Source organism: Pseudoalteromonas sp. UG3-2 (assembly GCF_037120705.1).
In the GTDB taxonomy this organism is placed as follows: Bacteria; Pseudomonadota; Gammaproteobacteria; order Enterobacterales; family Alteromonadaceae; genus Pseudoalteromonas.
In genome coordinates, this window is the sequence record NZ_JAWLJU010000002.1 from 2,271,735 (window position 1) to 2,288,184 (window position 16,450).

12 protein-coding genes are annotated in these 16,450 nt (G+C 45.5%); 5 read left to right on the forward strand and 7 right to left on the reverse strand.

Going from position 1 to position 16,450, the window contains the following annotated elements; all coding sequences use genetic code 11:
- Positions 1-8: 8 nt before the first annotated feature.
- The 3 genes from R3P39_RS13305 to R3P39_RS13315 are packed head-to-tail and all read right to left on the reverse strand — an operon-like array spanning position 9 to position 4,379.
- Positions 9-2,405 (reverse strand): ABC transporter permease, encoded by a 2,397-nt coding sequence (locus tag R3P39_RS13305; protein WP_336568037.1) that lies wholly within the window; start codon positions 2,403-2,405, stop codon positions 9-11.
- Between the two features lie 2 nt (positions 2,406-2,407).
- Positions 2,408-3,115 (reverse strand): ABC transporter ATP-binding protein, encoded by a 708-nt coding sequence (locus R3P39_RS13310; RefSeq protein WP_336568038.1) that lies wholly within the window; start codon positions 3,113-3,115, stop codon positions 2,408-2,410.
- A gap of 10 nt (positions 3,116-3,125) precedes the next feature.
- Positions 3,126-4,379, reverse strand: coding sequence for an efflux RND transporter periplasmic adaptor subunit (locus R3P39_RS13315; protein ID WP_336568039.1), 1,254 nt, complete (start codon positions 4,377-4,379; stop codon positions 3,126-3,128).
- Between the two features lie 249 nt (positions 4,380-4,628).
- Between R3P39_RS13315 and R3P39_RS13320 the strand changes: the two genes are divergently transcribed.
- Positions 4,629-6,041, forward strand: coding sequence for a sigma-54-dependent transcriptional regulator (locus R3P39_RS13320; protein WP_336568040.1), 1,413 nt, complete (start codon positions 4,629-4,631; stop codon positions 6,039-6,041).
- A 9-nt stretch (positions 6,042-6,050) separates the two neighbouring features.
- Entirely contained in the window at positions 6,051-7,376 is a 1,326-nt protein-coding gene (locus R3P39_RS13325; RefSeq protein ID WP_336568041.1) for a sensor histidine kinase, read from the forward strand.
- Between the two features lie 27 nt (positions 7,377-7,403).
- Here the strand turns inward: R3P39_RS13325 and R3P39_RS13330 are convergent, their stop codons facing one another.
- On the reverse strand, positions 7,404-8,603 hold the full coding sequence (locus R3P39_RS13330) for an acyltransferase family protein (protein WP_336568042.1): 1,200 nt from the start codon (positions 8,601-8,603) through the stop codon (positions 7,404-7,406).
- 169 nt (positions 8,604-8,772) lie between these two features.
- Here R3P39_RS13330 and R3P39_RS13335 point away from each other — a divergent pair, with 169 nt between their 5' ends.
- The 3 genes from R3P39_RS13335 (at position 8,773) to R3P39_RS13345 (ending at position 11,994) form a co-directional block, all read left to right on the forward strand.
- Positions 8,773-9,636 (forward strand): LytR/AlgR family response regulator transcription factor, encoded by an 864-nt coding sequence (locus R3P39_RS13335; protein WP_336568044.1) that lies wholly within the window; start codon positions 8,773-8,775, stop codon positions 9,634-9,636.
- A gap of 233 nt (positions 9,637-9,869) precedes the next feature.
- Positions 9,870-11,156, forward strand: a complete 1,287-nt coding sequence (locus R3P39_RS13340) for a LysM peptidoglycan-binding domain-containing protein (protein WP_336568045.1) — start codon at positions 9,870-9,872, stop codon at positions 11,154-11,156.
- Between the two features lie 181 nt (positions 11,157-11,337).
- The gene (locus tag R3P39_RS13345; protein ID WP_336568046.1) at positions 11,338-11,994 is read left to right on the forward strand and encodes a glycoside hydrolase family protein; all 657 of its coding nucleotides are present in this window, start codon (positions 11,338-11,340) and stop codon (positions 11,992-11,994) included.
- 101 nt (positions 11,995-12,095) lie between these two features.
- Here R3P39_RS13345 and thpR read toward each other — a convergent pair whose 3' ends face one another.
- The 3 genes from thpR to R3P39_RS13360 form a co-directional block, all read right to left on the reverse strand.
- Positions 12,096-12,614, reverse strand: a complete 519-nt coding sequence (gene thpR, locus R3P39_RS13350) for an RNA 2',3'-cyclic phosphodiesterase (protein ID WP_336568047.1) — start codon at positions 12,612-12,614, stop codon at positions 12,096-12,098.
- 74 nt (positions 12,615-12,688) lie between these two features.
- On the reverse strand, positions 12,689-13,207 hold the full coding sequence (locus R3P39_RS13355) for a hypothetical protein (protein WP_336568048.1): 519 nt from the start codon (positions 13,205-13,207) through the stop codon (positions 12,689-12,691).
- A 105-nt stretch (positions 13,208-13,312) separates the two neighbouring features.
- Positions 13,313-16,444, reverse strand: coding sequence for a lantibiotic dehydratase (locus R3P39_RS13360; protein WP_336568049.1), 3,132 nt, complete (start codon positions 16,442-16,444; stop codon positions 13,313-13,315).
- Between the last annotated feature and the right edge of the window lie 6 nt (positions 16,445-16,450).

Below are 16,450 nucleotides of genomic sequence, written 5' to 3' on the forward strand. Positions count from 1 at the left end.
CCTTGTCTTTACTCATATCGTAATATTAACGATGGTCGTGTGCTGGCGGCTTTAAAAGCAAGAGTGGCAACCGTAAGCCAAGTAATGCCAGCTACCACCAACGCCGCAATACCATAAACCCACACTGCTTGCTCTACTCTGTCGTTAAAGTTGGCGAGCCAATCACCGACTAACCAGTAGGTGACGGGATAAGCAATGGCGACGCTGACCGCCACTAAAGTCAGGAACTCTTTGGCTAAAATATTAACAATGCTAAAGCGCGAAGCGCCTAACACCTTACGCACCGCCACTTCTTTTTGGCGACGGACGGTGGCAAAAGATGCTAGACCAAATGTCCCCAAGCAGGTTAAGAATACCGCAAGGCCTGTGAAGATCTGTACCACGTTAGAAATGCGTTTATCACCGCTTAGCACCGCCTGATAACTCTCAGAGAGTAAGTTAATCTCGGGCTCATACACATTCGCTGTTTTTGCCAGTACGCTAACCAATTCTTGCCTAATCTGCATTAGCTGCTGTGGTTCTATGGTTAAGATCACTTCAGAGGTTGGGTTAAAGTAAGTAAATCCCAGCAAGAACATAATATTAGAGTTCGCTTCTTGGGCATTGCCCACTTTGACATCGGCAACCACTCCCACCACTCGCATTTCTACGTTGCGGCCAGTGTCTTTAATGGTTTTGCCAATGATATCGACAACATTACTGTAGCCGGCCTGCTTAGCAACCGATTCTGTAATAATGGTGCCTACGGTTGTAACGCCATTATTTCGGCTTGCCCAATCACCTGCAAACTCGCGACTAAAATCTCGACCAGCAAGTAGCGTTAAGCCTAACCCTTTAACTACCTCATAGCTTGTGCCAATCACTGGCGTTAGGGATTGTGACTGTTCACCATTAGGCCAAGTCGGTACTAAGGTATTATTGATTGAGCGCGTCAACTGGGTATCGATGACACTTACGTGTTTCACCCCTGCAACCGCTGAAAACTGCTTAATTAGTGATGTTGGCTCTTTGGTGAAAGCGGATTTTACCGGCACTTCTGAGACCACCAAGCGTTGACCCGTTTCATAACCTAGCGGTAAGTTTTGTAAATGTGCTAACTGAGATTGCAGCGTTACCGACGCAATAATTAACCCGATGGCCAGACCTGCCTGTAAAGTAAGTAAGCTCTTACGTACCAATATCGCTGTGTTTCCACGTTGTAAGTCACCACTTAGCACACGCTTGGCACTGAAAGATGAGATAAAGAACGCCGGGTAAAGACCAGCTAATAAGCCCACCGCGATAGCAACCACGACCACAACAACGCTAAAAGCAGAAGCATAATCAATACTGAGCGCGCGACCAACTAAGTGATTAAAACTAGGTAGTAATAACTCCACTAAAGCACAAGCAATGAGCATCGATAACACAGACACCAACACAGACTCAGATAAAAATTGGGTTACCAATTGCGGTTTACTGGCACCAAGCGCTTTACGCACTCCCACTTCTTTTGCTCGCTTCGCCGATTGTGCCACCGTCATATTAATGAAGTTGAAAGCCGCAATGAAGATCAGCAACACGCTTAAACCAGCACAGATCATCACCACTTGCTTGGCTCCCCCCACCTTCATTTCAAACGGTGACTTTGCGGTAAAATGGAGGTCGAGTAAGGGGTGTAGCTGCAGCGATAAGCGGCCTTTAAAATCACCAAAATAGTATTTGTCAGTCAGTGTTTTTTCCAATGCAGCGACATCCGTTTGCGGCGCCAATCGTAAATACACATAGCTTGAAGTAATGTCCGTGTTGACTGGATCATGCTCTACAGAAACCAGGTTTTTAAAGCCAAAGTGGGTATTTTCAGGTAAGTCAGTAAATACCGCGTTTACCGTATATTGGCCATTTTTATGCTGCAGGGTCTCGCCAATCACATCAGTGCGACCAAAAATACGTTGTGCCTCTGAACCACTTAAGGCGATGCTATTTGGCACACTCATGGCATTTTCAAGATTGCCTGCCAGCGTTTTTATATCAATAAAGTTTTCAATATTGGCCGTGGCACCATAGAGATCGTTCAGTTTAAAGCCTTGATTTTGCACTTTGACATCGACCTCGGCTTCGCGAGTAAACTCCACCATCGTCAGTGCAAATACTTCTTCAACCTGACTGTATTCCAGTGCTCGAGTACCGTTGATGTAGTTAAACACAGGCACAACGCCCAGCCCTAATTGCGAATAGTCTTGCGCAATTCGATACACGCGCTCAGCATGAGGCTGTTGGCTATCGTACGACAATTCATTTTTGGCAAACAGTGCCACTAAAATAGCCGCCGCTAGGCCTACGCTGAGCCCTAACACATTGAGTATAAAGTGCTGTTTTTGCTGCTTAAAAGCACGCAGTGCCGTAATAAGATAGTTACTCAACATAGTTACGCAACCTCGCTGCTGTGAAGGGTGTTTTGCTCATTAGCCTTGTCTAGCATGATTTGGCCATCTAATAGGCGCACCAGTCTATCGGCGTAGCTGCCCTCTTTTTCCGAGTGCGTCACCATGATCACTGTGGTGCCTTCACGGTTGAGCTCACGTAACATGGCCATAACTTCTTCACCATTTTTCGAGTCCAAGTTACCGGTGGGCTCATCGGCTAAAATCAGTTTTGGATTAATCACCAAGGCTCTGGCTACGGCTACACGTTGCTGCTGACCACCAGAAAGCTGTTGCGGCAAGTGCTCGGCACGGTGGTCAATGGCGACACGTTTTAAAATCTCTTCTACGCGCTGTTTGCGTTCACTTTTTGAGATATTTTGGTATTGCAGCGGTAGCTCGACGTTCTCAAATACGGTTAATTCATCGATAAGGTTAAAGCTTTGAAAGACAAAGCCAATGGCGGCTTTGCGCAGCTGTGATAACTGCTTCTCGCTGTAGCCTGCGATGTCTGTGCCAGCAAATTCAAACTGACCAGAAGATGGTGAGTCCAACATCCCCAGAATCGAAAGTAGCGTCGATTTACCACAACCAGAAGGGCCCATAATGGCCACAAATTCGCCTTCGTTAACGGTTAAATTAATCTCACTTAGCGCAGTTGTTTCAACGTCTTGAGTACGAAATACACGGTTTAAATTAGTTAACTTTATCATTCTTATGTCCTTAGAAATTTAGCTGTTGCGCTTTGTCGAAGTTGCTGTAGCTTGAGGTGATCACTTGCTCACCAGGCGATAGGCCATCTAACACTTCGTAGTAATCTTGATTCTTCTTGCCTAGGCGAATGTCGCGACGTTCAGCGGTTTTACCATCACTTGTCAGTACATAGACCCAGTTACCACCGGAGCTGGTAAAAAAGGCGCCGCGTTTTAGCAATAATGCATTTTCTTTGTTGCCGCCCAACATTAGCTCTACGTCGATGCTTTGGCCGCGTTTAATATCGTTTTGGCCAGTTGGCAGTGCCACTTCGATTTGAAATTGTGACTGCGTTACTCGGCTATCAATTTTGCTCACTTTAGCGGTGACAATGCCACTATCTAGCATCACATTCACCGCCATATCAGGTTGTACTTGGTTTAGGTAAAACTCATCAAGTCGCACCACTAGCTTGTATTCATCGGGAATGTCAATTTGCCCGAGGCGTGCGCCTTTTTGCTTTGAGGCGCCGATTTCGACGTCCAGCTCACTCAAATAGCCAGAAACAGGTGCCTTGATCAGTAGGTTTTCGAGGTTTTTACGCGCAAATTGTAGGTTTTTTTGCAGCATTTTGGCACTGTCTTCCAACTGCTCAACTTGCACTTTGCGAATGGAGTTTTCTTGAGCCTGGCGCTCTAGCGTTAACTCTTTACGAGCTTTGTAATACTGTAAATCCTCTTCAATTTCCGACAAGCTATCAGTTGCTAGCACGCCTTTTTCAACCAGCGGTTTAGATTGCTTATAACGGCGCTCCAAGTGGCTTATTTTTAGGTCGATTTCCAGTAAGTCACGACGTAAATTAAGGCGACTCGTTGCCATCGTCATTTGCGTATTGCGCAAGAAGTTAAGCTGCTCGGTGACCTGTGCTTCGCGGCTCATGACATCCAGCTGTAAACTGGTGTTACTTAATCTTACCAGTGGCTGACCCGCTTCAACGTACTCACCTTGCTCTACCAAACGTTCTTCTACCTGACCACCAGCGATGGTATCTAAGTAAATGGTGGTTTTTGGCACCACTCGACCGCGCAGACTCAAAGCATCCACGAATGCGCCCTGCTTTACTGTGCTGACGGTTAAATTACTCAGCTCTAGGTTTTGGCTACGACCCGACGAAGCGGTGTTATTAAATGCCACAGCCGCGGCTGCAATACCAAGCAGTACCCCAGCCACAACGGCTTTTTTAAGGTGTTTTTGTAATCCTGAACGCTCTATTTTCTTATCCATAATCACGCCTATTGTGCTTTATCTGTTGAATCGTTGTTAGCGAATATGGGTAACTATAATCAAGGGCTATGCCAAAGTGTAATTTTCATTTAAAAACATAAGGTTAACCTTTTTCATTGTTATTCAGGATCGACGAGTGTCCGGAAATAGAACACATTAACATCAGCAAAGTGTCCATAAATGAACACTTTTTGTAGACGAGATGTAAACGGTTGCGGTACGCTAAAAGAAAAATAAAGCGATTAGGGTATGAAGCAGGAAGGCACCATATTAATTGTCGACGACAACAGCGATGTATTAATTGCTGCAAAGCTATTGCTAAAAAAGCATTACCAAACCATCATCACCACAGATAACCCTTTCGATATAGAGGCGCACATTGCAGCGCAACAAATAGACGTTATCTTACTCGATATGAACTTTAGCCAAGACGCCATCAGCGGCAAAGAAGGCTTTTATTGGTTAAAGAAAATCGTCGCACAAGACCCCAGCATCGTGGTGTTATTAATGACCGCCTATGGCGACATTCAACTCGCTGTTGATGCCATCAAAGCCGGGGCCGCAGACTTTATCGCTAAACCATGGCAAAACGACCAACTTTTAGGAGCCGTTGCCGCCGCACTTGCTCACGCCAAAGACAAGCAACAAGTGGGTAAGCTTACTCGTCAAACACAAGGCTTAAACCAAGCGCTAAACCAGAGCAGTGGCACCCAGCAATTTGCCTTTTTAGGTCAAAGCACTGCCATGCAAAACGTATTTAGCACCATCGAGCGTGCGGCGCTCACCGATGCCAACATTTTGCTCACCGGAGAGAGTGGCACAGGTAAAGAACTGGCGGCCCACGCCATTCACCAAGCTAGTATGCGTCGCGATAATGCCTTTATCAGTTTAGATATGGGGGCTATCTCCGACAATTTGTTTGAAAGCGAGCTATTTGGTCATAAAAAAGGGGCATTTACCGACGCCAAAAGCGATAAGGTCGGCCGCTTTGAGCTCGCACATAAAGGCAGTTTATTCTTGGATGAGTTGGGCAACCTGCCCATAAACCAACAAACCACCTTGCTTGCAGCCCTACAGAATCGACAAGTGACTCCTGTGGGTGGCAACAAGCCCATCGCGGTAGACATACGACTGATCTGTGCCACCAATGACAACCTGCAACAAGCGGTTGAGGAAGGGCGATTTCGGCAAGATTTACTCTATCGCATCAATACCGTGGAGATCCGTCTTCCGCCGCTGCGTGAGCGTGTCGATGATATTCCACTGCTAGTAAACTACTACTTAGAACACTTTTGCCATAAGTACAAGCGCCAACTTGAAGTGCAAAGCAGCGACATGCAAAGACTGCAAGCCTACCCGTGGCCAGGTAATGTCAGAGAGCTTGCCCATGCAATTGAACGTGCGGTGATTTTAAGTGACAGCGAGCATTTAGATATTAGTACCGTGATTGCTACTAACCACACAACAACGCCTGCCAATCTGAAAGATAGTGCGCACACAAGTATACCCACTGTCGAAGGCACCTTTAACCTTGAAGAAATTGAACAACGTACGGTTCGCGCGGCGCTCAAGCACTATCAGGGAAATGTTTCAAATGCCGCCAAAGCACTCGGACTAACCCGAGGTGCCATGTATCGCCGCTTAGAAAAATACGATTTGTAGGATGACAAAATGACTCGCCTTGCTCACCACCCTAGCGTTGTTTTTTTCTTTACTATCATCGCGCTAATCACCGTAAGTGGACTGTCACAATATTTGTATATACAAGATGGATTTTCGGCAACTTGGCTGTTACTTACCCTTCTTGCCATGGCGTTTATTGCAGCTTTATATTTGCAGTTTAACAAGCAAAACAAGCACATGACTTTTGTGCTTAAGTCTCTAGCCAATGGCGATAGCTCTTTGGGGCTGAGCCAACATCATCCCATGCGGCAGCACTTAGAAGAAATTAAAACCCGGTTCCAAAGCGCGCGGTTAACCGCCGAGCAGCAGGCGCACTTTTTACAAACCCTACTGGTGCATATCGACTTGGCCGTGTTGGTGTTCGACAGCGACGGTAATGTGATTGAATCAAATCCAGCAGTCGCTCGGTTGCTCGGCAAAACCATCAATCACAGCGAAGAGTTAGAAAACATCGCGCCACTGGTTAAAGCCTGTGATAACAGATTGAAAACCATTGCAAATTGGCAATATGGCGAGCAGCAAGATAACTTGTCTATACAAATTACATCAGCACAAATTCAAGGGCAAATTCGTAAAATCGTCACTTTACAGTCCATTCGAGATGCCTTACAAAATAAAGAGCAACAGGCCTATAAGCGCCTCACCAAGGTACTGACCCATGAGGTGGCGAACTCTATCACTCCGCTGTCGTCCATTGCCCAAACCTGTGCGGGGTTACTTCCTGAGACATTATGTTTTGACGAGGAAGAAGATAAACAAGACCTGGCTTTAGCGCTGCAAACACTGGCCAAACGCACAGAGTATTTAGGTGATTTTATCGCGCGCTTCAGACGCGTCAGTAATTTACCTAGTCCGGCTTTGCAGCCCACCCAGCTTGCGCCACTGTTAGAAGGGATTTATCAATTACAGCAACCAAGCTGTGCTGAAGCTGGCATCGACTTGCAACTCGATATCAGGCACTCGCAGCTGGTGATGTTAGATGCGGCTCAAATTGAGCAAGTACTGATTAACTTAAGCAAAAATGCCATTGAAGCGCTGCCAAAAGACAATGGCTTAGACGAACAAAGTACTCGCCAAGTGATGTTAAAGACTGGAGTAAATAATGCCGGCCAGCATTACATAGAAATTAGCGATAATGGCCCCGGTGTCGCCGAGCATGTGGTAGACATGATTTTCGTGCCATTTTTTACCACTAAACAACAGGGCTCCGGGATCGGCTTAAGTCTCTCACGGCAGGTCATGATTAATCATGGTGGCGATTTAATTTATCTTAAACGCCAACAAGGCGCCTGTTTTCGCTGTGTGTTTGGTTAACACCCTGCAAAGGGGGCACCAGCAAGTTTATGTAATGCGCATTATTAGTGGCAGCAACAACACACACCCAAAGAGCCATAGCCATTTATTTCGCGTCAAAGTGTGGCTGCGATAGCCCATTATTAGCCCTATTGAGCCCAATCTGGGTGTAAGCCGATATAAAAGCCAAGAGAACAGTCCCGTGCCTAGCAGTACCAATAAGCCTTCCAACACACCACCTAGGTGATACTGATTTAACCATAACGCTAAAGCTATGATCACGCTTTGATGCCATAGATAAATGGGAAACACCGCTTTGTTAAGTCTCGCCAGCAACGGATGAGGGCGAGTAAGGTAGCGAGCAGCCAATGCAAGTAGCAACAAAACGGCACACACGCGCTGCAATACCAAGACAATACCACCGCCCCAAACAATGATAGGGGAAAGCGAGCCTCGCAACCAGTAAAAATGATATAAAAGCAGTATAATCAAAGTATTGGCAGCACAAATCCATAGTAACACTGTACTGTGGTGAGCCAGCCAGACCCAAAATTGTTGCTGTTTGGCCAATAGGTAACCTGCAAACAAAAACACAAAGCCTTGCAACTCTCTTTGGTTATCTCCCTCTAACGCTAACTGAGCCCAGAGTAAACTTAGAACAGCAAGGGCACTCAAGAGGTAAGGTGCTCCCGGTAAGACTATCCCACGCAGCAACATGACTTGAAGCTTAGAGGTAAAAACAATATGCAACACAGCGAGAAGCAGAGTAAAGCACCATAACTCTCGCAAGTACCAAAGGTGATTAACATCGACATGGGGCCAAATGCCACTTTGATACTGATTAAACAGAGGGCTATTAAGGTCAATAAACTGCTTATAAAAGTCGACATACCCTAGCGTCATGCCAGCATTTTGCTGCATTTCGGCATAAAGTTGCACAGGCACAACAACCCAGACACCAAACAGTAATGGCAGTAATAGCAAAGGGGTACGAAAAAGCATTGCGGTACATGCCCCTTGTTTGTCAAAAATGTATCTAAGGGCTACCCCCGAGATAAACCAAATAAGCAACATCCGCCACGGTGAAAGCAATAGCATCAAATACTCTAGCCAAACCGCAGTGTAAGCGCTCTTGTAGTGAAACTCCCAGTTGGGCACATACAACATGGCGGTGTGATAAAAAATGAGTACTGCAAATGCAATGACACGCAGCCAGTCTAGCTCCACTCGCCGGTTTAAATGCTCCATGTTTAATTTCTTTTTGGCAGTAAACGTACTTTTAAACTGCTCCAGTTCGGTGTCTAAACAAACCAAAATTTGCTTATATAACAACGACGAGGGATAAACCGTGGATTAGTGGGATAAAAGAAGTGACCACTTTGCTTCCACTTGCTAGAGTAAAAGAAAAACTTAAACCATGATGTTTTCACGTACCTTTATTCAGCAATACCATCCGTTGATGGCCATGCTTTTACTCGCGCTCTTTCTGGCAATTAATAACACCTTAAACGCCATTACACAGATCATGGATGCCAAACGAGATGCGCAGCTCAACTTTGCGCTGTGGGAACCTTTTGTATGGGAATATACCAGCGCCGCGGCCAGTTTGGCTTTAATTCCAGCTATATCATGGTACTTGAGTACTTTTCCTTGGCTTTGGCACAAGCCTTTTAAGGTCGCAGCGCGCTTTTTTATTGCTTCACTGATATTTTGTATTAGCCATGTTGGCATCATGGTGCTATTACGTGAAACGATTTATTTTAGCTTGCAACGAGAGTACAACTTCCACCTTTCCTGGTTTGAACTTATCTATGAATATCAAAAAGATGCCTGGAGTTTAGTGTTCTTTATTGCACTCATAAAAGGGTATCAATTTAGTGTATCCCATATGCTTGGCGAGGCGTCACCAATAAAACAAGAAAGTGAAGAAGGTGACACACCTTCTAAACCTATTCATCATTTATTAGTACGTAAGCTTGGTAAAGAATTTATCGTTAAAGTTGAAGAGGTTGAATGGTTACAGTCGTCTGGGAATTACGTCAATTTGCACTTAAATGGCCGCATTTACCCGCTACGTTCAACGCTTACTTCGTTATGTCAGCGCTTAGATCCCGTGGGCTTTGTGCGCGTTCATCGCTCTTTTGCCATTAATGTTGCAAAGGTGGTGAGTATCACCCCGCTTGCCAGTGGTGACAGTGAAATAGCATTGCAAAGTGGGAAAGTAATAACGCTTTCAAGAACCTACAAAGCACAATTTAAGCAGCAACTGCGTCTTGAGTAAATAATTACTAGACGCTCACTAAGCAACCGCGTGCTATTGCGAGAAATCTATTAATCAATGCTAAATACTGTAACTCAGAAGTTCATTTTGTATCCATTTCATCGCCCTACACTAGCCAACCACAACTGCTATCATGCTGATTTTTGCATTTGCACCGAACTTATATACAATCTTATGTGGTTCAGGCCTGCGACATGGACTGCATAATAATAAAAGGATAATAAAAAGGCGTTATGAAAAACCTCATTACACCACTACTTGTTGGTATTTTGCTGTTAAACGGCTGTAGTCAAATACAGCCAGCACCCCCTCAGCATTCAGCATCGACAAACCCTCAACAGGTAGCTAAGGAGCCACAGCCAACCTCTGTTGCAAGCACATCAAACGTTGAGCTAACCCCCTCCTTTGATCCGCTTGCGAGCGACAATTTATGGCTAAGAATAAAGGCACAACTGAGCTTTGCTGACTCTAATGACCCTCGGGTAAAACGTCGTATTGAGTGGTATTTAAAACACCCAAACTACATGCATACCATCAGCGAGCGCGCTGCCCCTTTGCTGTATTATTTGGTGGAGCAAGTTGAGCAGCGTAACATGCCTATTGAGCTGGCCTTAATGCCGCTAATAGAAAGCGACTTTAATACTCAAGCTTACTCACACAAGCATGCGTCGGGTTTGTGGCAACTTACCCCTCTGATTGCCAAGCACTATGGCGCTAAAATTAATAACTGGTACGACGGTCGCCAAGATATTGTTGACTCAACCCGTGTTGCATTGGATTTTTTGCAATACTTACATAAGCGTTTTGATGGTAATTGGTATCATGCTATTGCCGCTTATAACACTGGAGAGGGCCGAGTGGCGGCTGCCATTGCCCGCAACAAACGCGCAGGCAAACCCACCGATTTTTTTCATCTTAAGCTACCGCGACAAACTCGCCATTATGTACCAAAGCTACTGGCGGCCGCGCAGCTGCTCAAACATGATTTAATGGAGTTTCCTGCCATCGCTAACCAGCCCACGCTAGAGGTGATTAAGCTACAACAAGGAGCCATTCTAACTGACTTGAGTAGCTGGCAAGAGATTGCAACGTTGAATCCAGGCTATGCCCGCTTTCCGGCTTTATTGGGCGGGCCTAAGCACGTTGTGGTGCCGGCTAAGCGCGTTGATGAGTGGCATGCGATGCTCGCCGACTTGCCCAAAATACCCGCCGGTACCTGGCAACAATACACCATACGCCGTGGCGATAGCCTCAGTACCATCGCCAAGCGCTATCAACTTTCGGTGGCCGAACTAAAAGCATTTAATCGTCTCAAAAGCGATCGCATCCGCGCTGGTAAGCAGCTTATCCTGCCTATCTTGGCTGATAAACAGCTAGATTATAAGGTGAAGCGGGGAGATAGCTTATGGCGTATCGCTAAGCAGTTTAATGTCACCGTGGCTAAGCTCAAGCAATGGAATCAGTTGTCTCACAATCGTTTAAAGATTGGTGAAACCCTCCAGGTGTTTTTATCTCCGTAGGAAAACGAGATGTCCGAACCAAACACAACATTTTTACCATGCCTAAAAGCACTTTTAATCAGAGGCTGTGGGATAAAATAGACCATGCTAAAAAGAATTTTAAAGCGCAGGCCTGTTACTGTTCTATACTTAAGAAGTGCTATGTCACCAATGAGAAATCGGTCATCACGGAGGTGTCACATTGCTCAACCGACCCAACCGCTTCTACAAAGGGGTTATAAAACACCTACTGCAATTTGAAAGCGAAGTACTGTACCTTCACTTAGACCTTGATGGTATTCCCAGCATTGGCATGGGCTTTCGTCTCCCCAATAAGGAAAGGTTCTGTAAATTACCACTGATAGACAGGCGCTCTAAGCAAACGGCTACCCTACAACAGAAGCTCGACGAATATCACACCATCTCACAGCAGCCACAGGGCCATAAAGCTTCATGGTACGCACAACACACCAAATTAACTCTGGCACCAAAGATCTCCAAAGCGTTATTAACAAGGCGACTCAAACATTTTGAGCGTGTACTAAGCACTTTACTAACGAAACAATCAGTGACCGGCATTCCCTATAAAGCGTTACCCACACCAGCTAAAACGGCGTTACTGGAAATGGCCTATAACATTGGTTGTGACGCCTTACAGGCAAACTTTTCCGAGCTACTTACCGCCATTGTTCAGCAAGACTGGCAAGCCGCAGCCACAGCGTGCCGCCGGCATGGCATTAGCCCCAGCAGAAATGAGGCAACTCAGGCATTATTTTTACAATGTGGTAATTATCCGCGAGTGAAACTCTCTTGGTTTGAGTTAGTCACTAGGCGACTAAAACGGCTATTGACCATCTAGCTTACCACTTGCTTATACCTTACCTAGCGCGTTATTAGCCACAAGCTAAAAAATTTGAAAGTAATAGACTTTCATGCCAAAGCTCAAAGCCAAGATAAGGGTTACTGTAGAAAAAAAGACGCGATGGGTTCGTACACCAGACCTTGCTCATTGCGGTGTGAATGATAAAGATGAAACTTTTTAACACTCAGGCTAAAAGGTGTAATCGCTTGCTCTACCTGTGGTTCAGACTTACAGCCGCGAAATAGCGTAATGTGGGGCGAAAATGGGTGGGGGTCGTGATACAGATCGCTTTTTTGCGCCAAGGCCCGCAAAGGATTAGCAAGATCCAACAGCGGTTGTGGCTTTTGCTCAGGCTTGAGGTAAAAAATGCCATTGTGCTGCCAGTAGCCGTGACCACTGAAGCGCAATTCAAATTTTGGCACCGTTAACGCGCTGGCAAAGTCACATAAGGTATCGACTTGAGACTCCTCTACCAGCGCCAAAAAGGCTAAAGTCAGATGCCAATTGCGCGGCAAGGTACTGGCTTTGGTTGCCACAACATCGTCCACCAGCCACTGACCAATATGCTCTCGCGCCGAGTCGTCGACGCCAATGCCAAAGAATAATCGCTGCTGCATATTTTCGCCTCGTAATCGTGCCTTGGGGTTGAAAAATGAATGATTGAGATAGCTCGCTTAGCTCTTGAAAGCGGTTATTTAAACTTTACCGCTTTATCGCTGCGTTGGTAAACCCGAGCTTGGGGCTTGGTCCATTCGCCGTTTTTAAGGTATTGGGTAGTCACGGTAAACTGGCCATCAGCAAAGCGACTGGTGGATTTCACTTTGGTAATACCATCTTTATTATTGCTCACGTCTTCATAAGCAACAAACTCAGTATCGCTAATGGCTTCCATGGTGCCTTGGGTATAAAAGCCGGCGGTGGTGAAGTAGTAAAAAACCAGGCTTTCTTTGCTGTTATCCCAAAAAATTAAAGACTCACCGCCATACATGCCGTCATTAATGGAATGCAAAGTCCGCACTGCGGTACCATTAAGTGCACGTTGCCACTGACTGACATCAACCATGGCCGGCTTGCCCTCAGTCGCAGGAAACTCAGCTTCCCAAGTACCCAAATAACGGGAAAAGACTTTCAACTCATCATTTAGTGGCAATTTAGCCCATACCGAGCTGCTCAGTAAGAGCAGCGCTATAGCCAAATAGGCTTTACACATTTTCTACTCCATGGTGATTGCTGTTTCGCTTGGCGATAAGTATAGACTTAATTCAATAATTTGCTGTTAACGCAAAAGGCAGGCCGCAGCCTGCCCATTTGTTGCTCAGTGCGACACATGCTGTGAAGAAAAATACTTTCTTCTCAACATATCGTGGATCACCAACTCCTGCTCTCTGCCATAAGCTTTAAACATGCGATTGTTGTGCATATGTAATAGTGAGCCCATTAAGGTGTCTTTACTGCAGTTAAGCTGACCCCGCTCGATTAAGTCATGAATGCTATTGATTATGGGCTCAGCCTGCTGCTGCCAAGCCTGCAATAAGGCTAACATGGCCTGCTGGCTTTCATCGCATTGCGCCAGCTCAGACAGCTGAATGTGTGCAAAATCCGAATCGAGCTGCGGCTGGTAATCGCGATAGCGTTGCCCGAGTTGCTTGCGCAGTGCACTAGTTTCATTAAATTCACGGCCAAAAGCGGCACGCAAAGAAGAAAGCAACTCGAGTTTTTGCGCTTGGCTGTAGCCAAATAACGTTAACAGCCTATCGCTGCACTGCAGTACTAAACGCCAGCGAATGTCTTCACCATACTCTTCCACCAGCTGACAAGCTCTTGCGATTAATTCGCTGTCGGCCATAAAGAGTGATTCCACCAAAGCCATCGACTCAGGACCACCGTAGCGCTCAACTTCACGCTCATAGGTCATCAGCTCAACCTTATGCAACTGCGTACTTTCCACCATTGGCGCCAACAGCTGATTGAGCTTTGGCAGCAGCTCACCACACAACACTTCTGGCTCACCATAAAAGCGCAAACGTAGATGCCAGTCAGGGTCGCCATAGCGGATAAAAAACCATTTCTCAAACAACGAGCGATTGGCTTCAATGAGCCCTAATAAATGCTCGAACAATAACTGCTCTAAGACCGTGTTGCCCGAATATATTTTAAAGCTAAGCCACTGTGAACCAGCACTGAAGCGTCGCGTTAATGGTGTAGCCGTTATGTTCTCCAACGGTTTTTCAGAGTAATGGCGATATGGGTTAGCCTCTTCATTGAGCAAAGGTACAATGATTTCATTAGCGTAGTGTCTCCCCTGATCATCTTGAACACGCGGAGCAAGTTGAGATGTCAGAGCTTCGTTCAGCTCTACCATTCTTCGTCCTTTGGTTTCCATTAAAAGAATTTCCAGCATGGCACTTTGTCTTAAATTCAGTGTCAAAACGTTATCTCCAGCCGCAAAGGTCACCCAATCATCTAGTAAATACTTTTCTTTAAGCTGACTGAATTTAATGCTATCGACCTGCTGATTAACCAATAAAACTTCTAGCTCCTTACGCTCAATGCGCCACGTTTTTTCACTTAAGATCATATTATCTAACATGATACGAGGAACATAGGCTGCATTGGCTAACCCTGATGGTAAAGAAAATCTCGGTATATCGGTTTCTTGATTTTGGAGCATACAGAGGAATTTATACGCGCTTAAACTTCTTGCTGAGAAGTTATGGGCACTTGATAGCCTTGGAATAACCCGTTTATCTAAACGTTTACTCCACAGTTTCACCTCTCTATTTTCAACCCACACATAGAGATCATGGAGCGGAATTTGATACTCCAGGTCCAGGGCACTGTCTGCCATAAAAACAATTTCATATTGCCTTAAATGGGGTCGCGCGATGACATTGCCTGGGCGCCCCTCCGGCATATGCACGATTTCTGCAAAAATCACGTCTTTACTGTGGTTTTGCTCTTGTTCTAAATGCTCAATTACCGAAGTTTTTAGATTTTCATCTAAGTGACAAAAACGTCCTAAAAGGTTCGCTGCAGAAGGACCGTAGCAGCCATTTAACTTCATAATGGCTTGCGACTGTTCATCTTCAAACAAACTAAGCATGACGGCCATTGAACTTGGAAAATTACACTTCGTTTGTTTTTTTACTCGTTGCTTTAGGTCGCTGCTTTTAAGCACTATAGTGGCTTTACCCAAATTACTCGGCAAAGAGACTGCTTGTTCAATAATGAAGTCTAGCTCAGACTGCTCTTGGTCGCTTGGCTGTATATGACCTGCTCGACCCAGTTGTAAACCAGCGACTAATGGCGCATCATAACCAGTCTCGGTTGAGACGCAGATACCTGACTCATCATCTAGCACCACATCCAAGGGAACAAACTGCCCTTCAAAGCGGGCATTAAACTCATTAATGAAGTTTTCTAAGGGGTTATGCTTTTTGCGTTGACTCAAGCTGGCAATGAGTTGAAGTTGTTTATTGACTCTTTGTAGTTCTTGCTGAGAAAGTTCACACAGAGAAAATGCACGATAAGTATCTGACTGGAACAGCATGTTTTCTTTTACTTTAACTGGCAGCTCAGATAAATACCGATAAATATTATGATATTGCTCGGGGCTGGCTTCTCCCGCCTTATCTAATACAGCAAGATCGGCAATCGCATGCTCTAGTTTTGCAGTGATCTCTGCTGGTGCAAACTTTTTTAACGCTTTGATTAGGGCAACATCAGGACTTTCCCCGGTCAGTGGTAACGGAATGTTCGCGACGATTACCCCTTCTTTAATTAACGCCTCAAGATAGTCGCATACTTCATCATATTCAGCTTCCTCATACTGCCGCATAAACTGCTTAACGAGCTGCGGAAAGCTTATCCCCTGTTTTGCCAAGTTTAACATGGTGCGAAAATGTTCATCACTATCAATCGCACTCAATCGATATTGCATAGTGTCATCTGACAAGTAGGTTTCAATATAACGACACTGATCGGCAATAAAGTAGTGGGATGGGTTTGGTAAATAGGTTAATTGCTCCGACTTAGCCTTTACTTCAGCTACATGCGAGCGAATGGCTGAGAGCAAAAACATGTCTAGACGCGTTTTACGTTCATCTTGCTGCGCACTTTTACTGACCAGACGTGTTTCGGTTGCTATTTTACCGGTGTGGATCCCTGAGAAAAGCCCAAATGGTGTGGGACGAGACGACATACGGATCAAATATCTCAGCAAGGCAAGCGCAACTTTTTTACCCTGCTTTGAGTTGGGCTTTTCACGCCACTGCTCGAGTCGTTCTAGCAACGAGGGACTGGCCACATAAAGCGCTTCTATCACGCCAGGTGCTGACAGCCAAGCACCAAGCATCTCATTAATATCTTGTGTACCAAAAAGTGTTTCAACTGGCAGTTTTGGTGCTCTTAGTACAAAAAAAGAGTCTGTTTTTATTGTTGCCGGCATAACTAT